Source organism: Streptomyces sp. NPDC002144, from assembly GCF_053593695.1.
The window spans coordinates 354,854-374,236 of sequence record NZ_JBSFDB010000003.1 but is presented as its reverse complement, the minus strand read 5'-3'; the positions used below and the strand labels follow the sequence as shown (position 1 = coordinate 374,236).

Below are 19,383 nucleotides of genomic sequence, written 5' to 3'. Positions count from 1 at the left end.
GTCAGTTGTGACCGAAGCTCTTCTGCCGCCCCTTGCGGGCCATGTCGCCCGGGGTGACCGTCGGGACGTGCTGCTCGGCCGGCGACTCCATGGGGATCTGCCCGGCCTGCTGCGGACCGCGCTCGGACTGCGGCTGCTTACGGTTCTGCTTCTTGTTCTTGGCCATGGTGATCTGCCTCCTGTGGGTGATCTAGGGGCCAGGGCCGGGACCAGATTCACATAGGCTGACAACAAGCGCATGTCGGATAATTACCGTGTGTGACATGGCTTGTCGGGGAGTGCGGACCCGCTGCGCACTCCGAAACGCCACGCCGAAGATCGAGTTCGGGCCGTTAACCCCCCCGTAGTCGGGCAGACTCGAAGGAAGCCCGAAGCAAACCTCCCGGAAAGAGGGTGGATCGCGTGGACCGCTGCATCGTCCTGGTGGACGCCGGGTATCTGCTGGGGGCCGCCGCCAGTCTCCTTGCCGGGGAGCCCTCCCGCTCCCGCATCACCGTCGACCACACCGCCCTCATCCAGGGGCTGCGTGAGCGCGCCGAGTCCGACACCGAGCGGCCCCTGCTGCGCATCTACTGGTTCGACGGCGCCCCGGACCGCGTACCCCAGCCCGAGCACCGCCGGCTGCGGGTGATGCCCCGCGTCACCGTCCGGCTCGGTGCGTTGACCCGCAGCGACGGACGCTGGGCGCAGAAGGGCGTGGACGCGGCCATGCACGCCGAGCTCACCGAGCTGGCCCGCAACCGCGCCTGCTCCGACATCGTCCTGGTCACCGGCGACGGCGATCTGCTGCCGGGCATGATGGCCGCCAAGGAGCACGGGGTGGCCGTACACCTGTGGGCCGTGCAGGCGGCCGACGGGGACTACAACCAGTCCGAGGACCTGGTCGCCGAGGCCGACGAGCGGCGGGTGCTGGACCGGACCTGGATCACCAAGGCCGTACGGGCCAAGGAACTCGGCGGGGTGTGCGCGCCGCCGCCCGCGCCCCGGCCCGAGATCGCCGCGATCCTCTCCGCGCCGCTGCCGGAGTCCGCGCTCGGTGCCGCCGAGCGGTCCGCCGAGGAGAGCGAGCACGCCCCGGCCGCCGCCGTGGAGAACGGCAGGCAGGAGCGGGTCCCCGCGCCCAAGGGCGTGCCCACTCCGAAGGACCTCGCCGCGCTGCGCGCGCCCGGGGTGCAGCCGGCCCCGCAGCCCGCGAGCGCGACGCTGCGCTGGTCCTCCGACAAGGGCTGGGTGGACCGGCCGGCGGCCGAGCCGCCCGAGGTGGCCTCGATGCCGACGCTGGCGCAGCTGACGACGGCCGAGCAGCGCTGGGCCGACCGGGAGGAGGACATCACCACGGTCGGCGGGGACCCGTTCGAGGTCGGACAGGTGTTCGCGCGGCGGTGGATGGAGCGGCTCGGGGACCAGAGCCATCTGCAGAAGCTGTCCGCCATGTACCCGCGCGTCCCGCACCGCATCGACGGCGAGCTGCTGCGCTACGCGGCCCGCTTCGGGCTGCTGGCGCACAAGGACGACCAGATCGACGAGCACGACCGTTACGCCATCCGGGCGGGGTTCTGGCGGGAGATCGACGTCCGCACGGCCGCCGAGCACGCACCCGCGGGTGAGTAGTTCTTTACCGGTGGATGTGCCGCCCTGGACCAACCCGAGAGCGGGCGGACGGCGGCGACCCCGTACCCTCGTCCTTTGTGAGTACGCGCGCGGCACAGGCACTTCGGCACGGTGGGGATGTCGTGTGCGCGGTGCGCGGGCTGACCAAGACCTATCCGGCGGTGCGCGGGCGGCGCGGGGCGCCGGGCACGCCGGCGGTGCGGGCCACCGACGACGTACGGCTGGACATCCGCCGCGGTGAGATCTTCGGGCTGCTCGGGCCGAACGGGGCCGGCAAGTCCACGCTGGTCCGCCAGCTGACCGGGCTGATGCGGCCCGACGCGGGGCGCGTGGAGATCCTCGGGCACGACATCGTGCGCCATCCGGAGCGGGCCGCGCGGATCCTCGCCTACCTCGGCCAGGAGTCCAGCGCGCTCGACGAGCTCACCGTGTCGCTGGCCGCCGAAACGACCGGACGGCTGCGCGGCCTGGAGGGGCGGCAGGCGCGGGACGAGAAGGACGCCGTACTCGAGGAGCTGGGGCTCACGGCCATCGCCGGGCGGCCGTTGAAGAAGCTGTCCGGGGGGCAGCGGCGGCTGGCGTGCTTCGCCGCCGCGCTGGTCGGGGAGCGGCCGCTGCTCGTGCTCGACGAGCCGACCACCGGGATGGACCCGGTGGCGCGGCGGGCGGTGTGGGCGGCCGTGGACCGGCGGCGGGCCGAGCGCGGCACGACCGTGCTGCTCGTCACCCACAACGTCATCGAGGCCGAGACCGTCCTCGACCGGGTCGCCGTCCTCGACCAGGGCAGGGTGATCGCCTGCGACACCCCGGCCGGGCTCAAGGAGCAGGTCGCCGGGGAGGTCCGGGTCGAACTGGTGTGGCGTGAGACCGCGCCGCTGTACGTCCCCGAGGTCGCCGCGCTGCGGGAGCGGGCCGTGGAGGCCGGGCGCCGCTGGACGCTGCGGCTCGCGCCGGAGGAGGCGCGGGCGGTCGTGGCCACGGTCACCGGCGGCAGCGCCTTCGCCGCGCTCGACGACTTCACGCTGGCCACGCCCAGCCTGGAGGACGTGTACCTGGCGCTGGGGGGCGCCGCGCAGCAGGGGTTGGTGAAGGCATGAGCGACCTGGTGAGTGCGCGGACGGTGGCGTCCGTATGGACCCTTCGGGAGACTGCCTCAGTGAGCCCGAGCGAGAAGGGGAGCAGCGCGACGTGAGTGTCGTACCCGCCGATGTCCTGCCCGGCGCCCTGGGCGCGGAGGGGGGCGAGCCTCGCGCGGCCGAGCTGGGGCCGCGGGCGCGGATGTGGCCGGCGCTGGTCGCCGTCTACCGGGCGCAGCTCTCCCGCGCGCGGGTCGCCCGGATCCCGCTGCTGTTCGTGGCGACCTTCCAGTCGATCGGGATCATGGTCCTGATGCGGGGGGTCGTGGACGGCGGCGGAGAGGCCGAGTCGGTGGTCGCCGGCTCGTCGGTACTCGTCGTGGCCTTCGTCGCGCTGAACCTCCTCGCACAGTACTTCGGGCAGCTGCGGGCCAGCGGCGGACTCGACCACTACGCGACGCTGCCGGTGCCGCCGGCCGCCGTGGTGCTGGGCGCGGCGGGGGCGTACGCCTCCTTCACCGTGCCGGGGACCGTGGTGACCGCGGTGTTCGGGTGCGTGCTGTTCGGGCTGCCGCTGGCGCATCTGTGGGTGCTGGCCGCGGTGGTCCCGCTGGCGGGGGCGGCCCTGTCCGGGCTCGGGGCGGCCCTCGGACTGCTCGCGCCCCGGCCGGAACTCGCCACGCTGCTGGGGCAGTTGGGGATGTCCGCCGCGCTGCTGCTGGGTGTGCTGCCCGCCGACCGGATGCCGGAGATCGTGCGGCTGGCGCGGGATCTGCTGCCATCCACCTACGGCGTCGAGGCGTTCGCGCGGACGTTCGGGGGGCATCCCGACTGGGCGTTCGTGGCCGGTGACCTCGCCGTGTGCGCCGGGGTCGGGGTCGTCTCGCTGGCCGTGGCCACCTGGGCCTACCGTCGGGCGGCCGTCCGGTGACGCGCCGCACAGGCGGGCCTGGCACGATGGCAGGGTGACCGCACCGTTGACTCCGCCTCCGCCGCCCCATGAACAGTCCTCGCAGTCTTCCCAGGGTTCGCCCGCACCGCAGCAGGCCTGGCAGCTGCCTGCCGGGGGACCCGCGGTGCCCTCGGGCCATGACCAGCTGTGGGACGGCACGTACGGACAGGACGGGCCCGGGATGAAGACCGAAGTGCGCGAGGCCGCCCTGATCACGGTCGCGGTGGCGCTCGGAGGGGTCCTGCTGGGTGTGCTGTGGTGGTGGCTCGCCCCGCATGTGCCGCTCGTCGGGGACCTGGTGAACAAGCGCTGGATCGTCTACCTCGCCGACAGCGAGGGGGAGCAGGCGATAGGCGTGGACGGCACGTTCACGCTGCTCGCGCTGGCCTTCGGAGTGGTGAGCGCGCTCGCGGTGTTCCTGGTGCGCCGGCGTGGCGGGATCCCCCTGGTGGTGGCGCTCGGCGTCGGCGGGCTGCTGGGATCCCTGCTGGCCTGGCGGCTCGGCGTGTGGCTCGGGCCCGCGCAGGACGTGATCGCGCACGCCAAGCAGGCGGGCAACGGCGTCACCTTCTCGGCGCCCCTGAAGCTGGGCGCGAAGGGCGCGCTGCTGGCCTGGTCGTTGGCCGCGCTGGTGGTGCATCTCGGGCTGACCGCCCTGTTCGGCCCGCGCGACCCGGAGCCGTATCAGCAGAACCCCGCGCAGACGGATCCGTACGGGGCCCCGCTGCCGTAGGGCCCGAAGGCCTTGGGCCGCAGGGGCGGGTGCCCTTCCCTGGGCGCCCAGGGTGCGCTGACGGTCTGGTCGTTGGCCGCGCTGGTGGTGCACCTGGGGCTGACCGCCCTGTTCGGTCCCCGTGACCCGGAGCCGTATCAGCAGAACCCCGCGCAGACGGATCCGTACGGGGCCCCGCTGCCGTAGGGCCTGTCGCCGAAGCCCTGGGTCGCGGGGCCCGCCCTTCGGACGGGTCACGGGGCTTTCGCGACAGGCCTGGGGATCATGCCGGACGGTGGCCGTGGTTCGAGTGGCCCTTCTTGGTGCGCCATTTGCGTTTCCGCGTTTTCTTCGACATGTCCCTCGTTCTTAACCGAACGAGGGACGGTCGTCGAGGGGTCACGCACGCCCGATGGGGGCCACCACCGCTTCCGTGAGCTTCGCCAGGTCCTCGGGGGACAGCTCCACCTCCAGGCCCCTGCGGCCCGCGGAGACGCAGATCGTGGCGTGCGCGGAGGCCGAGGCGTCCAGGACCGTGGGGAGCCGCTTGCGCTGGCCCAGGGGCGAGATGCCGCCCCGGACGTAACCCGTGGTGCGCTCGGCGAGGGCCGGGTCCGCCATCGCCGCCCGCTTGCCGCCCACCGCCGAGGCCAGGGCCTTCAGGTCCAGCGACCCCGCCACCGGGACGACGGCCACCGTCAGGGCGCCGTCCACGTCCGCCACCAGCGTCTTGAAGACGCGGTCCGGTGAGACGCCCATGGCCTCGGCCGCCTCCTCGCCGTAGGAGGGGTGGGCGGGGTCGTGGTCGTAGGCGTGGATGGTGTACGCCACCCCGGCCGAGGTCAGCGCCACGGTCGCCGGAGTGCCGCCCTGCGCCGGGGACTTCTTGGACTTCTTCGCCATCGCGGCCTTCGCTGTGTCGTCAGTTGAGGCTGGTCTGCCCGCGCGTCAGCTCCGACGCCGGCAGTGACGGCAGGCTACGGATGATCGCCGTCTCGGTGCGAAGGAGTTTCAGTTCGTCGCGCAGCCGGGAGGCGGTGTCCGGCGCCTGCAGCAGCCGTTGCTTGGTCGGGGTGTCCAGCATCATCGCGGCCGCGACCAGGTAGGAGACGACCGACGGCTCGTCGGGCAGGTCGGCGCCCGACGACAGCGAGCGCTCCCGCGCGCCCGCCAGCCGCTTCTGGTACTGGCGGAACGCCCGCAGCACCCCTTCGGCGATCGCGCCGGCCTCGTCGCCCTGCTCCTCCGCGAGTTCCTCCAGCTCCGCGGTCAGGAACGGGCCGGAGGTGTCGACGGAGAGCAGACGCACCCGGTTGGTCCCGGTCGCCAGCACCTCGAACGTGCCGTCCGCCCGCTCCCGGATCGTCGCCGCGTCCGCGATGCAGCCCACCGCGTGGAAGGACTTCGCCGGGTCGGGGCCGAAGCCCGCCGCGGGGCCGCGCTCGGGCACGGCCGTGGGATCCGGCATGCCGGGCGCGCTCGGCGCGACCTCGTGGCCGTCGCGGATCGCCACGACGGCGAACCGGCGCGGCTCCTCCTCGGGTGTCTTGAGCAGATCGCGCATCATGGCGCGATACCGCTCCTCGAACACGTTGAGCGGCAGGACGAGGCCCGGGAAAAGCACCGAGTTCAGCGGGAAGAGCGGAAGACGGACGGTGGTCACGACGCAGAAGCCTAGTGGTCGCGGGAGTGTGTGCGTTCGACCCGCTCGGTCCGCGGACCTCCGGCACCCTGCTGAGCCACCCGCGCGCGGACCTCGGCGCGCATCTTCAGGAAGAGCGCCAGCGGGTCCTCGGACAGATGGATCCAGGGGAAGGAGGTGGCGTACGGACCGATCAGCCGCAGCTGGTCCAGCGCCTCCTGCCAGCGTTCCAGGCGTACGAGGACGTAGGTGAGCTTGTTGCGGATCTCCGACGGCCACGGGTCCGCCGCCGGGAAGCGGGCCGACAGCGCGATCGCCCGGTCGGCGGCCGCGTCGAGCCGCTCCCGCGGCACCTCCACCGCGCAGCCGTCGGTCAGGTAGCCGAAGGCCGCCCGCGAGGGCAGGGCCTGGATCAGGGAGTCCGGCGGGGCGTCCTGCGCGGCCCGGTCGGCGAAGTCGAAGCACTCCTGGTGGGAGTGGCGCCAGGAGGCCGCGAGATAGCGCAGGGCGGCCACGTGGCAGCCGTAGTGCAGCGGGGCGCGGCGCAGGGCCGCCTCCCACAGCTCGGAGAAGTACTTGTGCCCGGCGCCGGTCCCGCGCGCGTGGTCCAGCGCGATCCGCCACGGCACCGGGTCGCGGTCGTCGCCCCGCGCGGCGGCAGTGATCAGCGGGCTCACGTCCCGCAGCAGCTCCGCGCGGGCCGGGGAGACCCAGGCGTGGTCCACCGCGAGCTGGGCCCGCAGCAGCAGCACGTCCGGGTCCTCGGGGGTCTCGGCGTACCAGCGCTCCAGCCACTCGCCGCGCGAGCGCGCGAACGCCGTCAGCCGTCTCGCGTACCGGTCGCGGTACTCCCACTCGGCACGCACGCGCGTGCCGGCCAGCAGCTCGGACGCGGGCCCGTACTCGCCCCGTGCGGCCGCGACCAGCGTGGCGCCGAGGTGGTCGTCGGGCGCGTCGAGCAGCACCTCGTCGTCGGCGGGCAGGCCGGAGGCGTCCGCGGGCGGCGCGGAGGAGGCGGGGCGCGGCGCGGTCCGGGAGGTCCGGGCCGTGCGGCTGAAGGGGTGCAGCAGAGCCATGGTGTCGACCATTGAAAGGCCGCAGGTCAAGGCTGCGCCAGACGGAAAGGGCAAGTTGCCGAAAGTTGTATGCCGAGCGGTCAAGACCGCGTAAAAGTACGTTGTTCAACAACTGTTCGATCCGTGTGCGTCCTGTGATGATCAGTTCCGGCGCAGCAGCCGGGTCGCCCCCGCGGCCACCGTCGTCGCCAGGATCCAGCCCAGCAGGACCATCGCCGCGGCCAGCCACTGCCAGCCCCCGCTGAGCTGCCACACGCCGACCTGGCCCAGGTCGATGACGGGAAGCAGCAGGTCCAGGGCGAACAGCGCAGGGTTCCACGGCGGATGTGCCCCCGGCTGAAGCGGCGGATGGCTCGCGTGCGCGAACGCCAGCGAGCCCGCCGCCCACAGCACCGCCATCCACACCGCGGCCCGCCCGGGCCGGTAGCCGTAGGCCACCGTCCAGTCCTGGGCGTACCCCCACAGCTTGGCCGCCGGCGGCAAGCTCTCCCGGCGTCGGCGCTGCTTGGCCAGCAGCACCTCGCGCGCGTCCTCGTCCTCGCCGCCGGCCCGCAGCACCGAGGCCAGCCGCTCGTACGGCTCCGGGTTGTACTCGGCGGTCGCCGCGGCCACCCAGTCCAGCCGCTCCTCCAACGGAAAGGGCCCCTGCGGTACGAGGTTCTCGTACTGGAAGCCGCCCATGTGCAGGTTCCCCGGGCCCGGCCAGGCGCTCGCCCGGTCGATCAGGTTGACCACCCGCGCCCCCGAGAGCACCACCTTCCCGCGCTGCGGCCGCTCGCCGAGGAAGCGCAGCTCGGGCGTCTGCACCCGGCGCAGCGACAGCTCCTGGTCGTCGGTGAGGGTGAACCGGGCCCGCTCCAGGTCGACCGAGTCCCCGAAGCGCCCGTCGTCCAGCCGGATTCCGCCCTGGCACTCGAAGCGCTGGATGCGCGTCCCGCGCGCGGGAGTCGCCCCGCTGACCATCGAGGCGCCGACACCCGCCGGCGTCAGGTACATCGTGCGCTCCACGGTCAGCTGGGGCGCGTTCAGCGCGAGCCGGCCGTACGGGTTGGCCAGCCGGGCGCCGCGCAGGCTCAGGCTGACGCCGACCTTGGCGCTGCGCAGTCTCAGCTCACCGTGCGACTCCAGCAGCTCGGCCTGGAGGTCCTGGCCGACGGTCATGCCGTCGGCGGCGATGGAGCGGCCGCTGCGGTCGGGGTGGACGACGGCCTGGTTGAGCATCAGGTCGGTGCCGATGTGCGCGTCGGTCAGCCGCACGCCGCCCAGGAACCGGCAGCGCGGCAGATGCAGGTCGCCCTCGGTGTGGACACGGGCCGCCTCCAGACGCGGCACCGAGCAGTCGATCATGCGCATGGTGGTGAAGCGGGCCTCCGGCAGCAGCACCTCGCGATCGAAACGGCAGCCGCGCAGCTCGACGTACGGCACCACGATCCCGCCGGCTAGGTCGAGCGTGCCGCTGATCCGCACCCCGCGCAGCTTCAGCGAGGACACCCGGCCCGCGAGCGCGGGCGGGCCGTCCAGCAGCAGCCAGCACACGATCCGCGCCCGCACGGTCCGCTCGGGTCCCCAGGGGCGCCCGCCGTGCGGATCGTCGACGACCGCGTCCCCGCTGCTGAGGTCGTACAGGCTGCCGTTGCGGAACGCCTGCCACATGCCGGCCTCGGCGGCGGTCAGATCGTCCGGCAGGTCTCCGGCGCGCAGGCCGGCCCCCTCGGTCACAACTCCTCCAGTCCTGTGTTCGCACAGCTGGTGATGCCCGTTGCGTAACACCCGAATCACTGGACGTGAAGGCGATCTTCCGGGTTCCGGAGCGTTTTCCGGGACGGTTCTGTATCAGCCATTGATACGCGCGGACGACGCCCGACCCCGGTCTGAGAGAATTGAGACCGTGATCTCCCGAATCGATCTGCGCAGCGACGCCCTCCCCGAAGGGCCCGCCCTGCGCGACCTGCTGCCCCGAGCCGACTTCGACGTTCAGGCCGCCCTCGAGAAGGTGCGTCCGATCTGCGAAGCCGTGCATCATCGGGGCGACGCGGCGCTGATCGACTTCGCGGAGAAGTTCGACGGGGTCAGGCTCGACCAGGTGCGGGTGCCCGCCGCGGCCCTCGCGAAGGCCCTCGACGAGCTCGACCCGGCGGTCCGCGCGGCCCTGGAGGAGTCCATCCGGCGCGCCCGTCTCGTCCACCGCGAGCAGCGCCGTACGACCCACACCACCCAGGTCGTACCGGGCGGCACGGTCACCGAGAAGTGGGTGCCGGTCGAGCGGGTCGGGCTGTACGCGCCCGGCGGCCGGTCGGTCTACCCGTCCTCCGTGGTCATGAACGTCGTGCCCGCCCAGGAGGCCGGCGTCCCGTCCGTGGCCCTTGCCTCGCCCGCCCAGGCCGAGTTCGGGGGCCTTCCGCACCCGACGATCCTCGCCGCCTGCGCCCTGCTCGGCGTCGACGAGGTGTACGCGGCCGGCGGCGCCACCGCCGTCGCGATGTTCGCGCACGGCACCGAGTCCTGCCCGCCCGCCACCATGGTCACCGGGCCCGGCAACATCTGGGTCGCCGCCGCCAAGCGCTACTACACCGGCAAGATCGGCATCGACGCCGAGGCCGGCCCCACCGAGATCGCGGTCCTCGCGGACGACACGGCCGACCCCGTGCACGTGGCCTCCGACCTGATCAGCCAGGCCGAACACGACCCGCTCGCCGCCGCCGTCCTGGTCACCGACTCCGTGGCGCTCGCGGACGCCGTGGAGAAGGAGCTGGAGCCCCAGGTCGCGGCCACCAAGCACATCGAGGACCGGATCGTCCCGGCCCTGAAGGGCCGCCAGTCCGCGATCGTCCTCGTCGACGGCGTCGAGGAGGGGCTGCGGGTGGTCGACGCCTACGGCGCCGAGCACCTGGAGATCCAGACGGCCGACGCGGCCGCCGTCGCCGACCGGGTGAAGAACGCCGGTGCGATCTTCATCGGCCCCTGGGCGCCGGTGTCGCTGGGCGACTACGCGGCCGGCTCCAACCACGTCCTGCCCACCGGCGGTTGCGCCTGCCACTCCTCGGGCCTGTCCGTCCAGTCCTTCCTGCGCGGCATCCACATCGTCGACTACACCAGGGACGCGCTGGCCGAGGTCGCGCACCACGTGGTCACGCTGGCGGAGGCGGAGGACCTGCCGGCGCACGGCGCGGCGGTCAAGGCACGGTTCGGCTGGAAGGTACCGACGAGCAAGTGAACCCCGGAATCGACGATCTCCCCGTACGGGACGAGCTGCGCGGCAAGTCCCCTTACGGCGCGCCCCAGTTGGACGTCCCCGTACGGCTGAACACCAACGAGAACCCCTACCCGCTGCCCGAGCCGCTGGTCGAGCGGATCGCCGAGCGCGTCCGTGAGGCAGCCCGCGACCTCAACCGCTACCCGGACCGGGACGCGGTCGAACTGCGCACCCGGCTCGCCGAGTACCTCACGAACACCTCCGGCCATGAGGTGGGCCTCGCGAACGTCTGGGCGGCCAACGGCTCCAACGAGGTCATCCAGCAGCTGTTGCAGACCTTCGGCGGACCGGGTCGTACGGCGATCGGCTTCGAGCCGTCGTACTCGATGCACGCGCTCATCGCGCGCGGCACCGGCACGGGCTGGATCTCCGGTCCCCGCAACGAGGACTTCACCATCGACCTCGCGGCCGCCGAGCGGTGGATCGCCGAGAACGAGCCGGACGTCGTCTTCGTCACCACCCCCAACAACCCCACGGGCAACGCGGTTCCGCCCGAGACGGTCCTCGCGCTGTACGAGGCCGCGCAGGCGGCGAAGCCGTCCATGGTCGTCGTGGACGAGGCGTACATCGAGTTCAGCCACGGCGACTCGCTGCTGCCGCTCATCGAGGGCCGGCCGAACCTCGTTGTCTCCCGGACGATGTCGAAGGCATTCGGCGCGGCGGGGCTGCGCCTCGGCTATCTCGCCGCGCACCCGGCCGTCGTCGACGCCGTCCAGCTCGTACGGCTGCCGTACCACCTCTCGGCGGTCACCCAGGCGACCGCGCTGGCCGCCCTGGAGCACACCGACACGCTGCTGAAGTACGTCGAGCAGCTGAAGGCGGAGCGGGACCGGCTGGTCGGCGAGCTGCGCGCGGCCGGCTACGAGGTCGTTGAGTCCGACGCGAACTTCGTGCAGTTCGGGCGGTTCGACGGCGAGGGCGGCTCCCACGCCGCCTGGCAGCAGATCCTCGACCGGGGTGTCCTGGTCCGGGACAACGGCATTCCGGGGTGGCTGCGGGTGTCCGCCGGAACCCCGGAGGAGAACGACGCGTTCCTCGACGCGGTCCGGGCAATGAAGAAGGAGCAGAGTTCATGAACCGCGTGGGACGCGTGGAGCGGGTCACCAAGGAGACGTCGGTGCTCGTCGAGATCGATCTCGACGGCAGCGGCAAGGTCGATGTGTCGACCGGCGTCGGCTTCTACGACCACATGCTCGACCAGCTCGGCCGGCACGGCCTGTTCGACCTCACCGTGAAGACCGAGGGCGACCTGCACATCGACTCGCACCACACCATCGAGGACACCGCCCTCGCCCTCGGCGCCGCCTTCAAGCAGGCGCTCGGCGACAAGGTGGGCATCTACCGCTTCGGCAACTGCACGGTCCCGCTGGACGAGTCCCTCGCCCAGGTCACCGTGGACCTGTCCGGCCGCCCCTACCTCGTGCACACCGAGCCCGAGAACATGGCGCCGATGATCGGCGAGTACGACACCACGATGACCCGGCACATCCTGGAGTCCTTCGTCGCCCAGGCCCAGATCGCGCTGCACGTGCACGTGCCGTACGGCCGCAACGCGCACCACATCGTGGAGTGCCAGTTCAAGGCCCTGGCGCGGGCTCTGCGCTACGCCTCCGAGCGCGACCCGCGCGCGGCCGGCATCCTCCCCTCCACGAAGGGCGCGCTGTGAACGGGCTGTCGACCATCCTGATCGTCGTCGGGCTGTTCCTGGTCGGCGGCATCATCTCCTTCGTCAAGCAGAAGATGCCCAAGCAGCTGATCGTGCTGCTGTCGATCGGCGCCGCGATGTGCCTGGTCGCGGGGGTCATGCGGCTGGAGGTGTGGAATTGAGCGCACCCAGGAAGGTAGTCGTCTTCGACTACGGCTTCGGCAACGTCCGCTCCGCCGAACGCGCCCTCGCGCGCGTGGGGGCCGACGTGGAGATAACGCGTGACTTCGACACGGCCATGAACGCCGACGGTCTGCTGGTGCCGGGCGTCGGTGCCTTCGCCGCCTGTATGCAGGGCCTGAAGGAGGCGCGCGGCGACTGGATCGTCGACCGGCGGCTGTCCGGCGGGCGCCCGGTCATGGGCATCTGCGTCGGCATGCAGATCCTCTTCGCGCGCGGCATCGAGCACGGCGTGGAGACCGAGGGCCTCGACGAGTGGCCCGGCTCGGTCGAGCCGCTGCAGGCCGAGATCGTGCCCCACATGGGCTGGAACACCGTCGACGCACCGGCCGGCTCCGAGCTGTTCGCCGGCCTCGACGCTGACGCGCGCTTCTACTTCGTGCACTCCTACGCCGTCCACGACTGGTCCCTGGAGACGCACAACCCGACCCTGCACGCCCCGAAGGTCACCTGGTCGACGCACGGCAAGCCCTTCGTGGCCGCCGTGGAGAACGGCGCCCTGTGGGCCACCCAGTTCCACCCCGAGAAGTCCGGCGACGCCGGCGCCCAGCTCCTCACCAACTGGATCGGAACACTGTGAGCAAGCTCGAACTCCTTCCCGCCGTCGACGTCCGCGACGGCCAGGCCGTCCGCCTCGTCCACGGCGAGTCCGGCACGGAGACCTCCTACGGCTCCCCGCTGGAGGCCGCCCTCGCCTGGCAGCGGTCGGGCGCCGAGTGGCTGCACCTGGTCGACCTGGACGCCGCCTTCGGCACGGGTGACAACCGCGCGCTGATCGCCGAGGTGGCCAAGGCGATGGACATCAAGGTGGAGCTGTCCGGCGGCATCCGCGACGGCGACACGCTCGCCGCCGCCCTCGCCACCGGCTGCACCCGGGTGAACCTCGGCACGGCCGCCCTGGAGACCCCGGAGTGGGTCGCCAAGGTCATCGCCGAGCACGGCGACAGGATCGCGGTGGGGCTGGACGTCCGTGGCACCACCTTGCGCGGGCGCGGCTGGACCCGGGACGGCGGCGACCTCTACGAGACGCTCGAGCGCCTCAACAAGGAGGGCTGCGCCCGCTACGTCGTCACCGACATCGCCAAGGACGGCACCCTCCAGGGACCGAACCTGGAGCTCCTGAGGAACGTCTGCGCGGCGACGGACCGCCCGGTCGTGGCCTCGGGCGGCGTCTCGTCGCTCGACGACCTGCGCGCCATCGCCGAACTGGTCCCCCTCGGTGTCGAGGGCTCGATCGTCGGGAAGGCCCTGTACGCGAAGGCGTTCACCCTGGAAGAGGCCTTGGAGGCTGTGGCGTCATGAAGTCCGAAGCCGTACGGCGTGTGCAGAGCGGAACGTCCTGGGAAGAGACCTTCGGTTTCGCGCGCGCAGTGGCGGCGGGCGACCAAGTGCTGGTGGCGGGCACCACGTCCTTCAAGGGCGATGTGCTGTACGGCGAGGGCGACCCGTACGAGCAGGCCAAGGTGGCCTTCACCAGCGCGCTGGAGGCGATCGCCGAGTTCGGGCTCGGCGTCGAGTCCGTGATCCGCACGCGTGTGTACCTCGCGCATCCCCGGGACGTCGACGAGGTCGGCCGGGCCCACAAGGAGCTGTTCGACTCCGTGCGCCCGGTGGCCACCCTGCTGGTGGTGGAGGGCTTCGTCGACCCGCGCGTGCTGGTCTCGGTGGAACTAGAGGCATACAGAGGAGCCGTGGATTCATGACCCTGGCGGTCCGAGTCATCCCCTGCCTGGACGTGGACAACGGCCGGGTCGTCAAGGGCGTCAACTTCCAGAACCTGCGCGACGCGGGCGACCCCGTCGAGATGGCCAAGGTGTATGACGCCGAGGGCGCCGACGAGCTGACGTTCCTGGACATCACCGCCTCCTCCGGCGACCGCGAGACGACCTACGACGTGGTGCGCCGGACGGCCGAGCAGGTCTTCATCCCGCTGACCGTCGGCGGCGGTGTGCGCACGGCGGAGGACGTCGACAAGCTGCTGCGGGCCGGCGCGGACAAGGTGGGCGTCAACACGGCCGCGATCGCCCGTCCCGACCTGATCCGGGAGATCGCCGAGCGCTTCGGCCGGCAGGTGCTGGTCCTCTCGGTGGACGCGCGGCGCACCCCCGAGGGCTCCTTCGAGGTCACCACGCACGGCGGGCGCCGCGGCACCGGCATCGACGCCGTCGAGTGGGCGCACCGGGCCGCGGAGCTGGGCGCGGGGGAGATCCTGCTGAACTCCATGGACGCCGACGGCACCAAGGACGGCTACGACGTGGAGATGATCCAGGCCGTCCGCAAGCACGTCACGGTCCCGGTGATCGCCTCGGGTGGCGCGGGCAAACTGGACCATTTCCCGCCGGCCATCGCCGCGGGCGCGGACGCCGTTCTGGCCGCGTCGGTCTTCCACTTCGGCGACCTGCGGATCGGGGAAGTGAAGCAGGCGCTCAGGGACGCGGGGCATCCCGTCCGCTGACGCGGCCCTCTTCGCACGGCATCCAGGAAGTGAAAGGAAAGTTGCGCAAAAAAGATTGTGCAACTTTTATTGTGCAACTTTTCTTTCGCATCTAGCGTGAGGGCATGGCAGACCGCGAGAGAGACCGCCGCATCACGGACGTGGGCACCCTCAAGGCGCTCGCCCATCCGCTGCGGGCGCAGCTGTACCGGCTGCTGATCATCGCGCGGACGGCCACCGCGTCCCAGCTGTCCGAGCAGGTCGACGAGGCGGTGTCGCTGGTCAGCTACCACCTGCGCAAGCTGGCCGCGCACGGGCTGATCGAGGAGGCAGAGCCGCGCGGGGACGGGCGTGAGCGCTGGTGGCAGCCCGCCTCGGACGGCGTGAGCATCCGCGACGAGGACTTCCGGGACGCCCCGGAGAAGGCCGCCGCGCACATCGCGGCCAGCCGCCTCTTCTTCGAACAGCGGGTCGACATGGTCCGCCGCTACCTCGACGAGCGCGCGCACTGGAGCGACGCGTGGACCACGGCGTCCGACTCCTCCGAGTGGCTGCTGCACCTGACCCCGGACGAACTGCTCGAACTGGCCAAGGAGATGAACGCCCTCGTGCGCCGCTACGAGGAGCACGGCCGGGCCGCCATGGCCGCCGGCGACACCGAGGGCCGGGAGAACGTCGCGGTGCACACGTACGGCTTCCCCTTCCGTCTCTGAGAGGACCCCCGCATGACCACCGGGCTCGAGAGCACGGCCACGGTCACCATCCCCGAGAAGCCCGCCCACCGGGACGGCAACGTCCTGCGCTGGGTCGGCGCCTACGCCTCCTCGATGGCCGGCGACGGCGTGTACTACGTCGCCCTGTCCTGGGCCGCGGTACAGGCGGGCACCCCCGCACAGGCCGGGCTCGTGATGTCCGTCAGCGCTCTCCCGCGCGCGGTGCTGATGCTGGGCGGCGGAGTGGTCGCCGACCGGTTCGGGCCGCGCCGGGTCGTCATCGGCAGTGACGCGGTGCGCTGCGCGGCCGTGCTCGCGGTGGCGGCACTGCTGTTCCTCACCGGCCCGGGGCTGTGGCCGCTCGCGGCGCTCGCCCTGGTCTTCGGCGTCGTGGACGCCGTGTTCGTGCCCGCCGTCGGGGCGCTGCCCGCCCGGATCACCGGCCGGGGGCAGCTCGCCCGGGTGCAGGGCATGCGGGGGCTCGCGTACCGGTTCGCCGTCGTGGTGGGGGCGCCGCTCGGCGGGCTCGGTGTGGCGGTGGGCGGGGCGGCGGTCGCGTTCGGGCTCGCGGGGCTGCTGATCGCCGTGTCCGTGCCGCTGCTGGTCTCCGTACGGATGCGGGAGCTGCCGCCGGACGACGCGGTGGACGGGCGGGGCGGCACCGCCTGGTCCGACCTGGTCGCGGGCCTGCGGTACATCCGGCGTCACCGCGTTCTCGCTCCGCTGGTCCTGGCCATCGCCCTGGGGGACCTCGGGTTCGTCGGGCCGTTCAACGTGGGGCTGACGCTGCTCGCCGACGAGCGCGGGTGGGGCGCCTCCGGGATGGGCTGGGTGCTGGCCGGGTTCGGCGTCGGCGCTGGGTTCGTCTCGCTGCTGCTGGCGGTGCGGGGGCGGCTGCCGCACGCCGGGCGGGTGGCGGGATGGGCGCTGCTCGCGGGGGCGGTCGCCGTCGGCGCGCTGGCCTTCGTGCCGAGTCTCCTCGCGGCGGTGGGCACGGCACTCGCCGTCGGGCTGCTGGCGGGGCTCAGCGGCGCCATGTGCACGGCCCTGCTGCAGACCCACGCGGCCTCCGCCTACCTCGGCCGCGTCACCGCCGTCTCCAGCCTGGTCAGCCTCGGCCTGACCCCCCTCACCATGCCCCTGACGGCCGCGGCGATCGGCGCGTGGGGAACGGGGCCGGTGTACGTGGCGAGCGCGGCGGTGTGCGGACTGGGCGGACTGGTCGCGCTGGGCGTGAGCGATTTGCGGCGCGCGGAACTGCCCGGGTGAGGCAAGGAGCGGCCGGGTGAGGCAAGGAGGGGCCGGGTGAGGCAAGGAGCGGCCGGGTGAGGCAAGGAGGGGCCGGGTGAGGCGGCGACGCGGGTGCGCCAAGTGCCACCGGCCCCGGCGGTGCCTCGTCAGATGCCGAGTTGCTTCGCCTCGTGGAGCTTGGTGATCGCTTCCTTGTCGCCGTCCAGTTCGACCTTGGCGGCGCTTTGCCGGCCGTAGGAGAACAGCAGCAGTTCGGACGGTTCGCCGGTCACCGTGACGACGGGGGTGCCGCGGTGCGCCACCGCCGTCTGGCCGTCGGGGCGGCGCAGCACCAGGCCGGTCGGGGCGCTGCGGCCCATCAGCCGGGCCGAACGCTCCAGACGCGACCACAGCGTGTCCTGGAAGACCTGGTCCAGCTCCCGCGGCGCCCAGTCCGGCCGGGCCCGGCGGACGTCCTCCGTGTGGACGTAGAACTCCACCGTGTTCGAGAGCTCGTCCACCTGCTTGAGCTGGAACGGCGAGAAGCGCGGCGGGCCGGTGCGGATGAGCTGGATCAGCTCCTCGTACGGCTTCGCGGTGAACTCCGCCATCACCCGCTCCAGGCGCGGCGCGAGCTGCTTGATGAGCATGCCGCCGGCGGCGTCGGGGCGGCGCTCGCGCACCACCACGTGCGCGGCGAGATCACGGGTGAGCCAGCCCTCGCAGAGGGTCGGGGCGTCGGGGCCCTCGGCCTCCAACAGATCGGCCAGAAGAAGTCGTTCACGCTTGGCGAAAGTCGACATGACAATCAGCCTACGACCACCCTCCAGGTCCGCCCAGTGGACATGGCCCGTCACTGTCAGTGGCGCGCGGCACAATGGCACCCATGACCAGTACGACCGGTACCCCCCGGCCCAGCAGCCTCGACCCCGAGATCGCCGCGCGGCTCAAGCGCAGCGCCGACGGGCTCCTCCCCGCGATCGCCCAGCAGTACGACACCGGTGAGGTGCTGATGCTGGGCTGGATGGACGACGAGGCGCTGCACCGCACGCTCACCACCGGCCGCTGCACCTACTGGTCGCGCAGCCGCCAGGAGTACTGGGTCAAGGGCGACACCTCCGGCCACTTCCAGTGGGTCAGGTCGGTCGCGCTGGACTGCGACGCCGACACCGTGCTGGTCAAGGTCGACCAGGTCGGCGCCGCCTGCCACACCGGCGCCCGCACCTGCTTCGACGAGGACGTGCTCCTCAAGGAGACCGAGGGCGCCGATTCCGTCGTACCGGCACGGGATCAGTAAGGTCAGCCGCCATGGACCTCGAGACCTTCCGCAAGCTCGCCACCGACCGGCGTGTCATCCCGGTCACGCGCAAGCTCCTCGCCGACGGCGACACCCCCGTCGCGCTGTACCGCAAGCTCGCGGCCGAGCGCCCCGGCACCTTCCTGCTGGAGTCCGCGGAGAACGGCCGCTCCTGGTCCCGCTACTCCTTCGTGGGCGTCCGCAGCGCCGCCACCCTGACCTCCCGCGACGGCGGAACCCACTGGCTCGGCACCCCGCCCGTCGGCGTCCCCGTGGACGGCGACCCGCTCGCCGCCCTGCGCGCCACCATCGAGGCCCTGCACACCCCGCACCAGGAGGGCCTGCCGCCCTTCACCGGCGGCATGGTCGGCTACCTCGGCTACGACATCGTGCGCCGCCTGGAGAAGATCGGCCCCGGCGAGCGGGACGACCTGAAGCTGCCCGAGCTGACCATGCTGCTCACCAGCGACCTGGCCGTGATGGACCACTGGGAGGGCTCGGTCCTGCTGATCGCCAACGCGATCAACCACAACGACCTGGACACCGGCGTCGACGAGGCCTACGCGGACGCCGTGGCCCGGCTGGACGCGATGGAGGCGGACCTGTCCCGCGCGGTCGCCCAGCCGCCCGCCGTCCTGCCGCCCTCGGAACTGCCCGAGTACACCGCGCTGTGGGGCGGCCCCGACTTCCAGGCGGCCGTCGAGGACGTCAAGGAACGCATCCGCGCCGGTGAGGCCTTCCAGGTCGTCCCCTCCCAGCGCTTCGAAACACCGTGCACGGCAAGCGCGTTGGACGTGTACCGGGTGCTGAGGGCCACCAACCCCTCCCCGTACATGTACCTGTTCCGCTTCGACGGCTTCGACGTCGTCGGCTCGTCCCCCGAGGCCCTGGTGAAGGTCGAGGACGGACGGGCCATGGTCCACCCCATCGCCGGCACCCGGCACCGCGGGGCGACCCCGCAGGAGGACCAGGCGCTAGCCGACGAACTGCTCGCCGACCCCAAGGAGCGCGCCGAGCACCTGATGCTCGTCGACCTCGGACGCAACGATCTCGGACGGGTCTGCGAGCCGGGCTCCGTCGAGGTCGTCGACTTCATGTCCATCGAGCGGTACTCGCACGTGATGCACATCGTCTCGACGGTCACCGGCCGGGTCGCCGCGGGCCGCACCGCCTTCGACGTCCTGACGGCCTGTTTCCCGGCCGGCACCCTCTCCGGCGCCCCCAAGCCCCGCGCGATGCAGATCATCGACGAACTCGAGCCGTCCCGGCGCGGGTTGTACGGCGGCTGCGTCGGCTACCTCGACTTCGCGGGCGACTCCGACACCGCCATCGCCATCCGCACCGCCCTGCTCCGGGGCGGCACGGCGTACGTCCAGGCGGGCGCCGGCATCGTCGCCGACTCCGACCCGGTCGCCGAGGACCAGGAGTGCCGCAACAAGGCGGCGGCGGTGCTGCGCGCGGTCCACACGGCCAACCGGCTCGGACAGTAGGACGGGTCTCAC

At 72.4% G+C, this 19,383-nt stretch carries 22 protein-coding genes and 1 pseudogene; 17 read left to right on the top strand and 6 right to left on the bottom strand.

The annotated features are described in order from the left end of the window. Position 1: 1 nt before the first annotated feature. Positions 2-166, bottom strand: coding sequence for a hypothetical protein (locus tag ACWCQ1_RS06690; protein WP_165954798.1), 165 nt, complete (start codon positions 164-166; stop codon positions 2-4). A 236-nt stretch (positions 167-402) separates the two neighbouring features. On the opposite strand from ACWCQ1_RS06690, the gene ACWCQ1_RS06685 reads away from it, so the two are divergent. The 5 genes and pseudogenes from ACWCQ1_RS06685 to ACWCQ1_RS06665 all read left to right on the top strand — a co-directional run. Beyond that, positions 403-1,611 carry an NYN domain-containing protein gene (locus tag ACWCQ1_RS06685; protein WP_133042825.1) on the top strand — a complete coding sequence of 403 codons (1,209 nt, stop codon included), beginning with the start codon at positions 403-405 and terminating at the stop codon, positions 1,609-1,611. A gap of 122 nt (positions 1,612-1,733) precedes the next feature. Then, entirely contained in the window at positions 1,734-2,708 is a 975-nt protein-coding gene (locus ACWCQ1_RS06680; protein WP_358595327.1) for an ABC transporter ATP-binding protein, read from the top strand. A gap of 91 nt (positions 2,709-2,799) precedes the next feature. After that, positions 2,800-3,618: an ABC transporter permease gene (locus ACWCQ1_RS06675; RefSeq protein ID WP_451025991.1), complete on the top strand. Its 819-nt coding sequence runs from the start codon at positions 2,800-2,802 to the stop codon at positions 3,616-3,618. A gap of 34 nt (positions 3,619-3,652) precedes the next feature. Beyond that, positions 3,653-4,372, top strand: a complete 720-nt coding sequence (locus tag ACWCQ1_RS06670) for an AAA family ATPase (protein ID WP_133042823.1) — start codon at positions 3,653-3,655, stop codon at positions 4,370-4,372. Positions 4,373-4,411: 39 nt separating this feature from the next. Continuing rightward, positions 4,412-4,558 (top strand): annotated as a pseudogene (locus ACWCQ1_RS06665) (DUF2567 domain-containing protein); the annotation flags it as partial. Between the two features lie 192 nt (positions 4,559-4,750). On the opposite strand, the gene ybaK reads toward ACWCQ1_RS06665, so the two are convergent. From ybaK to ACWCQ1_RS06645, 4 genes are all read right to left on the bottom strand, one after another. Then, positions 4,751-5,254 (bottom strand): Cys-tRNA(Pro) deacylase, encoded by a 504-nt coding sequence (gene ybaK / locus ACWCQ1_RS06660; RefSeq protein WP_133042822.1) that lies wholly within the window; start codon positions 5,252-5,254, stop codon positions 4,751-4,753. A gap of 19 nt (positions 5,255-5,273) precedes the next feature. Then, positions 5,274-6,014, bottom strand: coding sequence for an LON peptidase substrate-binding domain-containing protein (locus ACWCQ1_RS06655; protein WP_133042821.1), 741 nt, complete (start codon positions 6,012-6,014; stop codon positions 5,274-5,276). 11 nt (positions 6,015-6,025) lie between these two features. Beyond that, positions 6,026-7,081 carry a hypothetical protein gene (locus ACWCQ1_RS06650; protein ID WP_451025990.1) on the bottom strand — a complete coding sequence of 352 codons (1,056 nt, stop codon included), beginning with the start codon at positions 7,079-7,081 and terminating at the stop codon, positions 6,026-6,028. 129 nt (positions 7,082-7,210) lie between these two features. Next, entirely contained in the window at positions 7,211-8,788 is a 1,578-nt protein-coding gene (locus tag ACWCQ1_RS06645) for an oxidoreductase (protein ID WP_451025989.1), read from the bottom strand. Positions 8,789-8,957: 169 nt separating this feature from the next. Between ACWCQ1_RS06645 and hisD the strand changes: the two genes are divergently transcribed. The 10 genes from hisD to ACWCQ1_RS06595 all read left to right on the top strand — a co-directional run bounded on the left by hisD (position 8,958) and on the right by ACWCQ1_RS06595 (position 16,623). Beyond that, a complete protein-coding gene (gene hisD / locus ACWCQ1_RS06640) occupies positions 8,958-10,283 on the top strand; it encodes a histidinol dehydrogenase (RefSeq protein ID WP_451025988.1) in 1,326 nt (441 codons plus the stop codon). Then, positions 10,280-11,398, top strand: a complete 1,119-nt coding sequence (locus ACWCQ1_RS06635; RefSeq protein ID WP_133042817.1) for a histidinol-phosphate transaminase — start codon at positions 10,280-10,282, stop codon at positions 11,396-11,398. The genes hisD and ACWCQ1_RS06635 overlap by 4 nt, the downstream gene beginning before the upstream one ends. After that, the gene (hisB, locus tag ACWCQ1_RS06630) at positions 11,395-11,988 is read left to right on the top strand and encodes an imidazoleglycerol-phosphate dehydratase HisB (protein WP_015661105.1); all 594 of its coding nucleotides are present in this window, start codon (positions 11,395-11,397) and stop codon (positions 11,986-11,988) included. The genes ACWCQ1_RS06635 and hisB overlap by 4 nt, the downstream gene beginning before the upstream one ends. Continuing rightward, the gene (locus ACWCQ1_RS06625; RefSeq protein WP_165954796.1) at positions 11,985-12,149 is read left to right on the top strand and encodes a hypothetical protein; all 165 of its coding nucleotides are present in this window, start codon (positions 11,985-11,987) and stop codon (positions 12,147-12,149) included. The genes hisB and ACWCQ1_RS06625 overlap by 4 nt, the downstream gene beginning before the upstream one ends. Further along, entirely contained in the window at positions 12,146-12,787 is a 642-nt protein-coding gene (hisH, locus tag ACWCQ1_RS06620) for an imidazole glycerol phosphate synthase subunit HisH (protein WP_133042816.1), read from the top strand. Before ACWCQ1_RS06625 ends, hisH begins: the two co-directional genes overlap by 4 nt. After that, positions 12,784-13,509 carry a bifunctional 1-(5-phosphoribosyl)-5-((5-phosphoribosylamino)methylideneamino)imidazole-4-carboxamide isomerase/phosphoribosylanthranilate isomerase PriA gene (gene priA, locus ACWCQ1_RS06615; protein ID WP_451025987.1) on the top strand — a complete coding sequence of 242 codons (726 nt, stop codon included), beginning with the start codon at positions 12,784-12,786 and terminating at the stop codon, positions 13,507-13,509. Before hisH ends, priA begins: the two co-directional genes overlap by 4 nt. Next, on the top strand, positions 13,506-13,910 hold the full coding sequence (locus ACWCQ1_RS06610; protein ID WP_133042814.1) for a RidA family protein: 405 nt from the start codon (positions 13,506-13,508) through the stop codon (positions 13,908-13,910). The genes priA and ACWCQ1_RS06610 overlap by 4 nt, the downstream gene beginning before the upstream one ends. Then, on the top strand, positions 13,907-14,662 hold the full coding sequence (gene hisF, locus ACWCQ1_RS06605) for an imidazole glycerol phosphate synthase subunit HisF (protein WP_133042813.1): 756 nt from the start codon (positions 13,907-13,909) through the stop codon (positions 14,660-14,662). Before ACWCQ1_RS06610 ends, hisF begins: the two co-directional genes overlap by 4 nt. 104 nt (positions 14,663-14,766) lie before the next feature. Next, a complete protein-coding gene (locus ACWCQ1_RS06600; protein WP_133042812.1) occupies positions 14,767-15,354 on the top strand; it encodes a winged helix-turn-helix domain-containing protein in 588 nt (195 codons plus the stop codon). A gap of 12 nt (positions 15,355-15,366) precedes the next feature. Beyond that, on the top strand, positions 15,367-16,623 hold the full coding sequence (locus ACWCQ1_RS06595; RefSeq protein ID WP_451025986.1) for an MFS transporter: 1,257 nt from the start codon (positions 15,367-15,369) through the stop codon (positions 16,621-16,623). Positions 16,624-16,751: 128 nt separating this feature from the next. Here ACWCQ1_RS06595 and ACWCQ1_RS06590 read toward each other — a convergent pair whose 3' ends face one another. Continuing rightward, positions 16,752-17,387, bottom strand: coding sequence for a TIGR03085 family metal-binding protein (locus ACWCQ1_RS06590; RefSeq protein ID WP_133042810.1), 636 nt, complete (start codon positions 17,385-17,387; stop codon positions 16,752-16,754). Positions 17,388-17,470: 83 nt separating this feature from the next. Here ACWCQ1_RS06590 and hisI point away from each other — a divergent pair, with 83 nt between their 5' ends. Both hisI and ACWCQ1_RS06580 read left to right on the top strand, forming a co-directional pair. Further along, positions 17,471-17,881: a phosphoribosyl-AMP cyclohydrolase gene (hisI, locus tag ACWCQ1_RS06585; protein WP_133042809.1), complete on the top strand. Its 411-nt coding sequence runs from the start codon at positions 17,471-17,473 to the stop codon at positions 17,879-17,881. Positions 17,882-17,892: 11 nt separating this feature from the next. Further along, positions 17,893-19,371 carry an anthranilate synthase component I gene (locus tag ACWCQ1_RS06580; RefSeq protein WP_358595132.1) on the top strand — a complete coding sequence of 493 codons (1,479 nt, stop codon included), beginning with the start codon at positions 17,893-17,895 and terminating at the stop codon, positions 19,369-19,371. Positions 19,372-19,383 lie beyond the last annotated feature (12 nt).

What these genes read in the sequence shown, in the direction of transcription:
- ACWCQ1_RS06595 (WP_451025986.1), top strand. Translation starts at nt 15,367, where the DNA reads ATGACCACCGGGCTCGAGAGCACGGCCACGGTCACCATCCCCGAGAAG.
- ACWCQ1_RS06580 (WP_358595132.1), top strand. Translation starts at nt 17,893, where the DNA reads ATGGACCTCGAGACCTTCCGCAAGCTCGCCACCGACCGGCGTGTCATC.
- ACWCQ1_RS06590 (WP_133042810.1), bottom strand. Translation starts at nt 17,387, where the DNA reads ATGTCGACTTTCGCCAAGCGTGAACGACTTCTTCTGGCCGATCTGTTG.
- hisB (WP_015661105.1), top strand. Translation starts at nt 11,395, where the DNA reads ATGAACCGCGTGGGACGCGTGGAGCGGGTCACCAAGGAGACGTCGGTG.
- ACWCQ1_RS06610 (WP_133042814.1), top strand. Translation starts at nt 13,506, where the DNA reads ATGAAGTCCGAAGCCGTACGGCGTGTGCAGAGCGGAACGTCCTGGGAA.
- ACWCQ1_RS06600 (WP_133042812.1), top strand. Translation starts at nt 14,767, where the DNA reads ATGGCAGACCGCGAGAGAGACCGCCGCATCACGGACGTGGGCACCCTC.
- ybaK (WP_133042822.1), bottom strand. Translation starts at nt 5,254, where the DNA reads ATGGCGAAGAAGTCCAAGAAGTCCCCGGCGCAGGGCGGCACTCCGGCG.
- ACWCQ1_RS06690 (WP_165954798.1), bottom strand. Translation starts at nt 166, where the DNA reads ATGGCCAAGAACAAGAAGCAGAACCGTAAGCAGCCGCAGTCCGAGCGC.
- hisI (WP_133042809.1), top strand. Translation starts at nt 17,471, where the DNA reads ATGACCAGTACGACCGGTACCCCCCGGCCCAGCAGCCTCGACCCCGAG.
- ACWCQ1_RS06650 (WP_451025990.1), bottom strand. Translation starts at nt 7,081, where the DNA reads ATGGTCGACACCATGGCTCTGCTGCACCCCTTCAGCCGCACGGCCCGG.
- hisF (WP_133042813.1), top strand. Translation starts at nt 13,907, where the DNA reads ATGACCCTGGCGGTCCGAGTCATCCCCTGCCTGGACGTGGACAACGGC.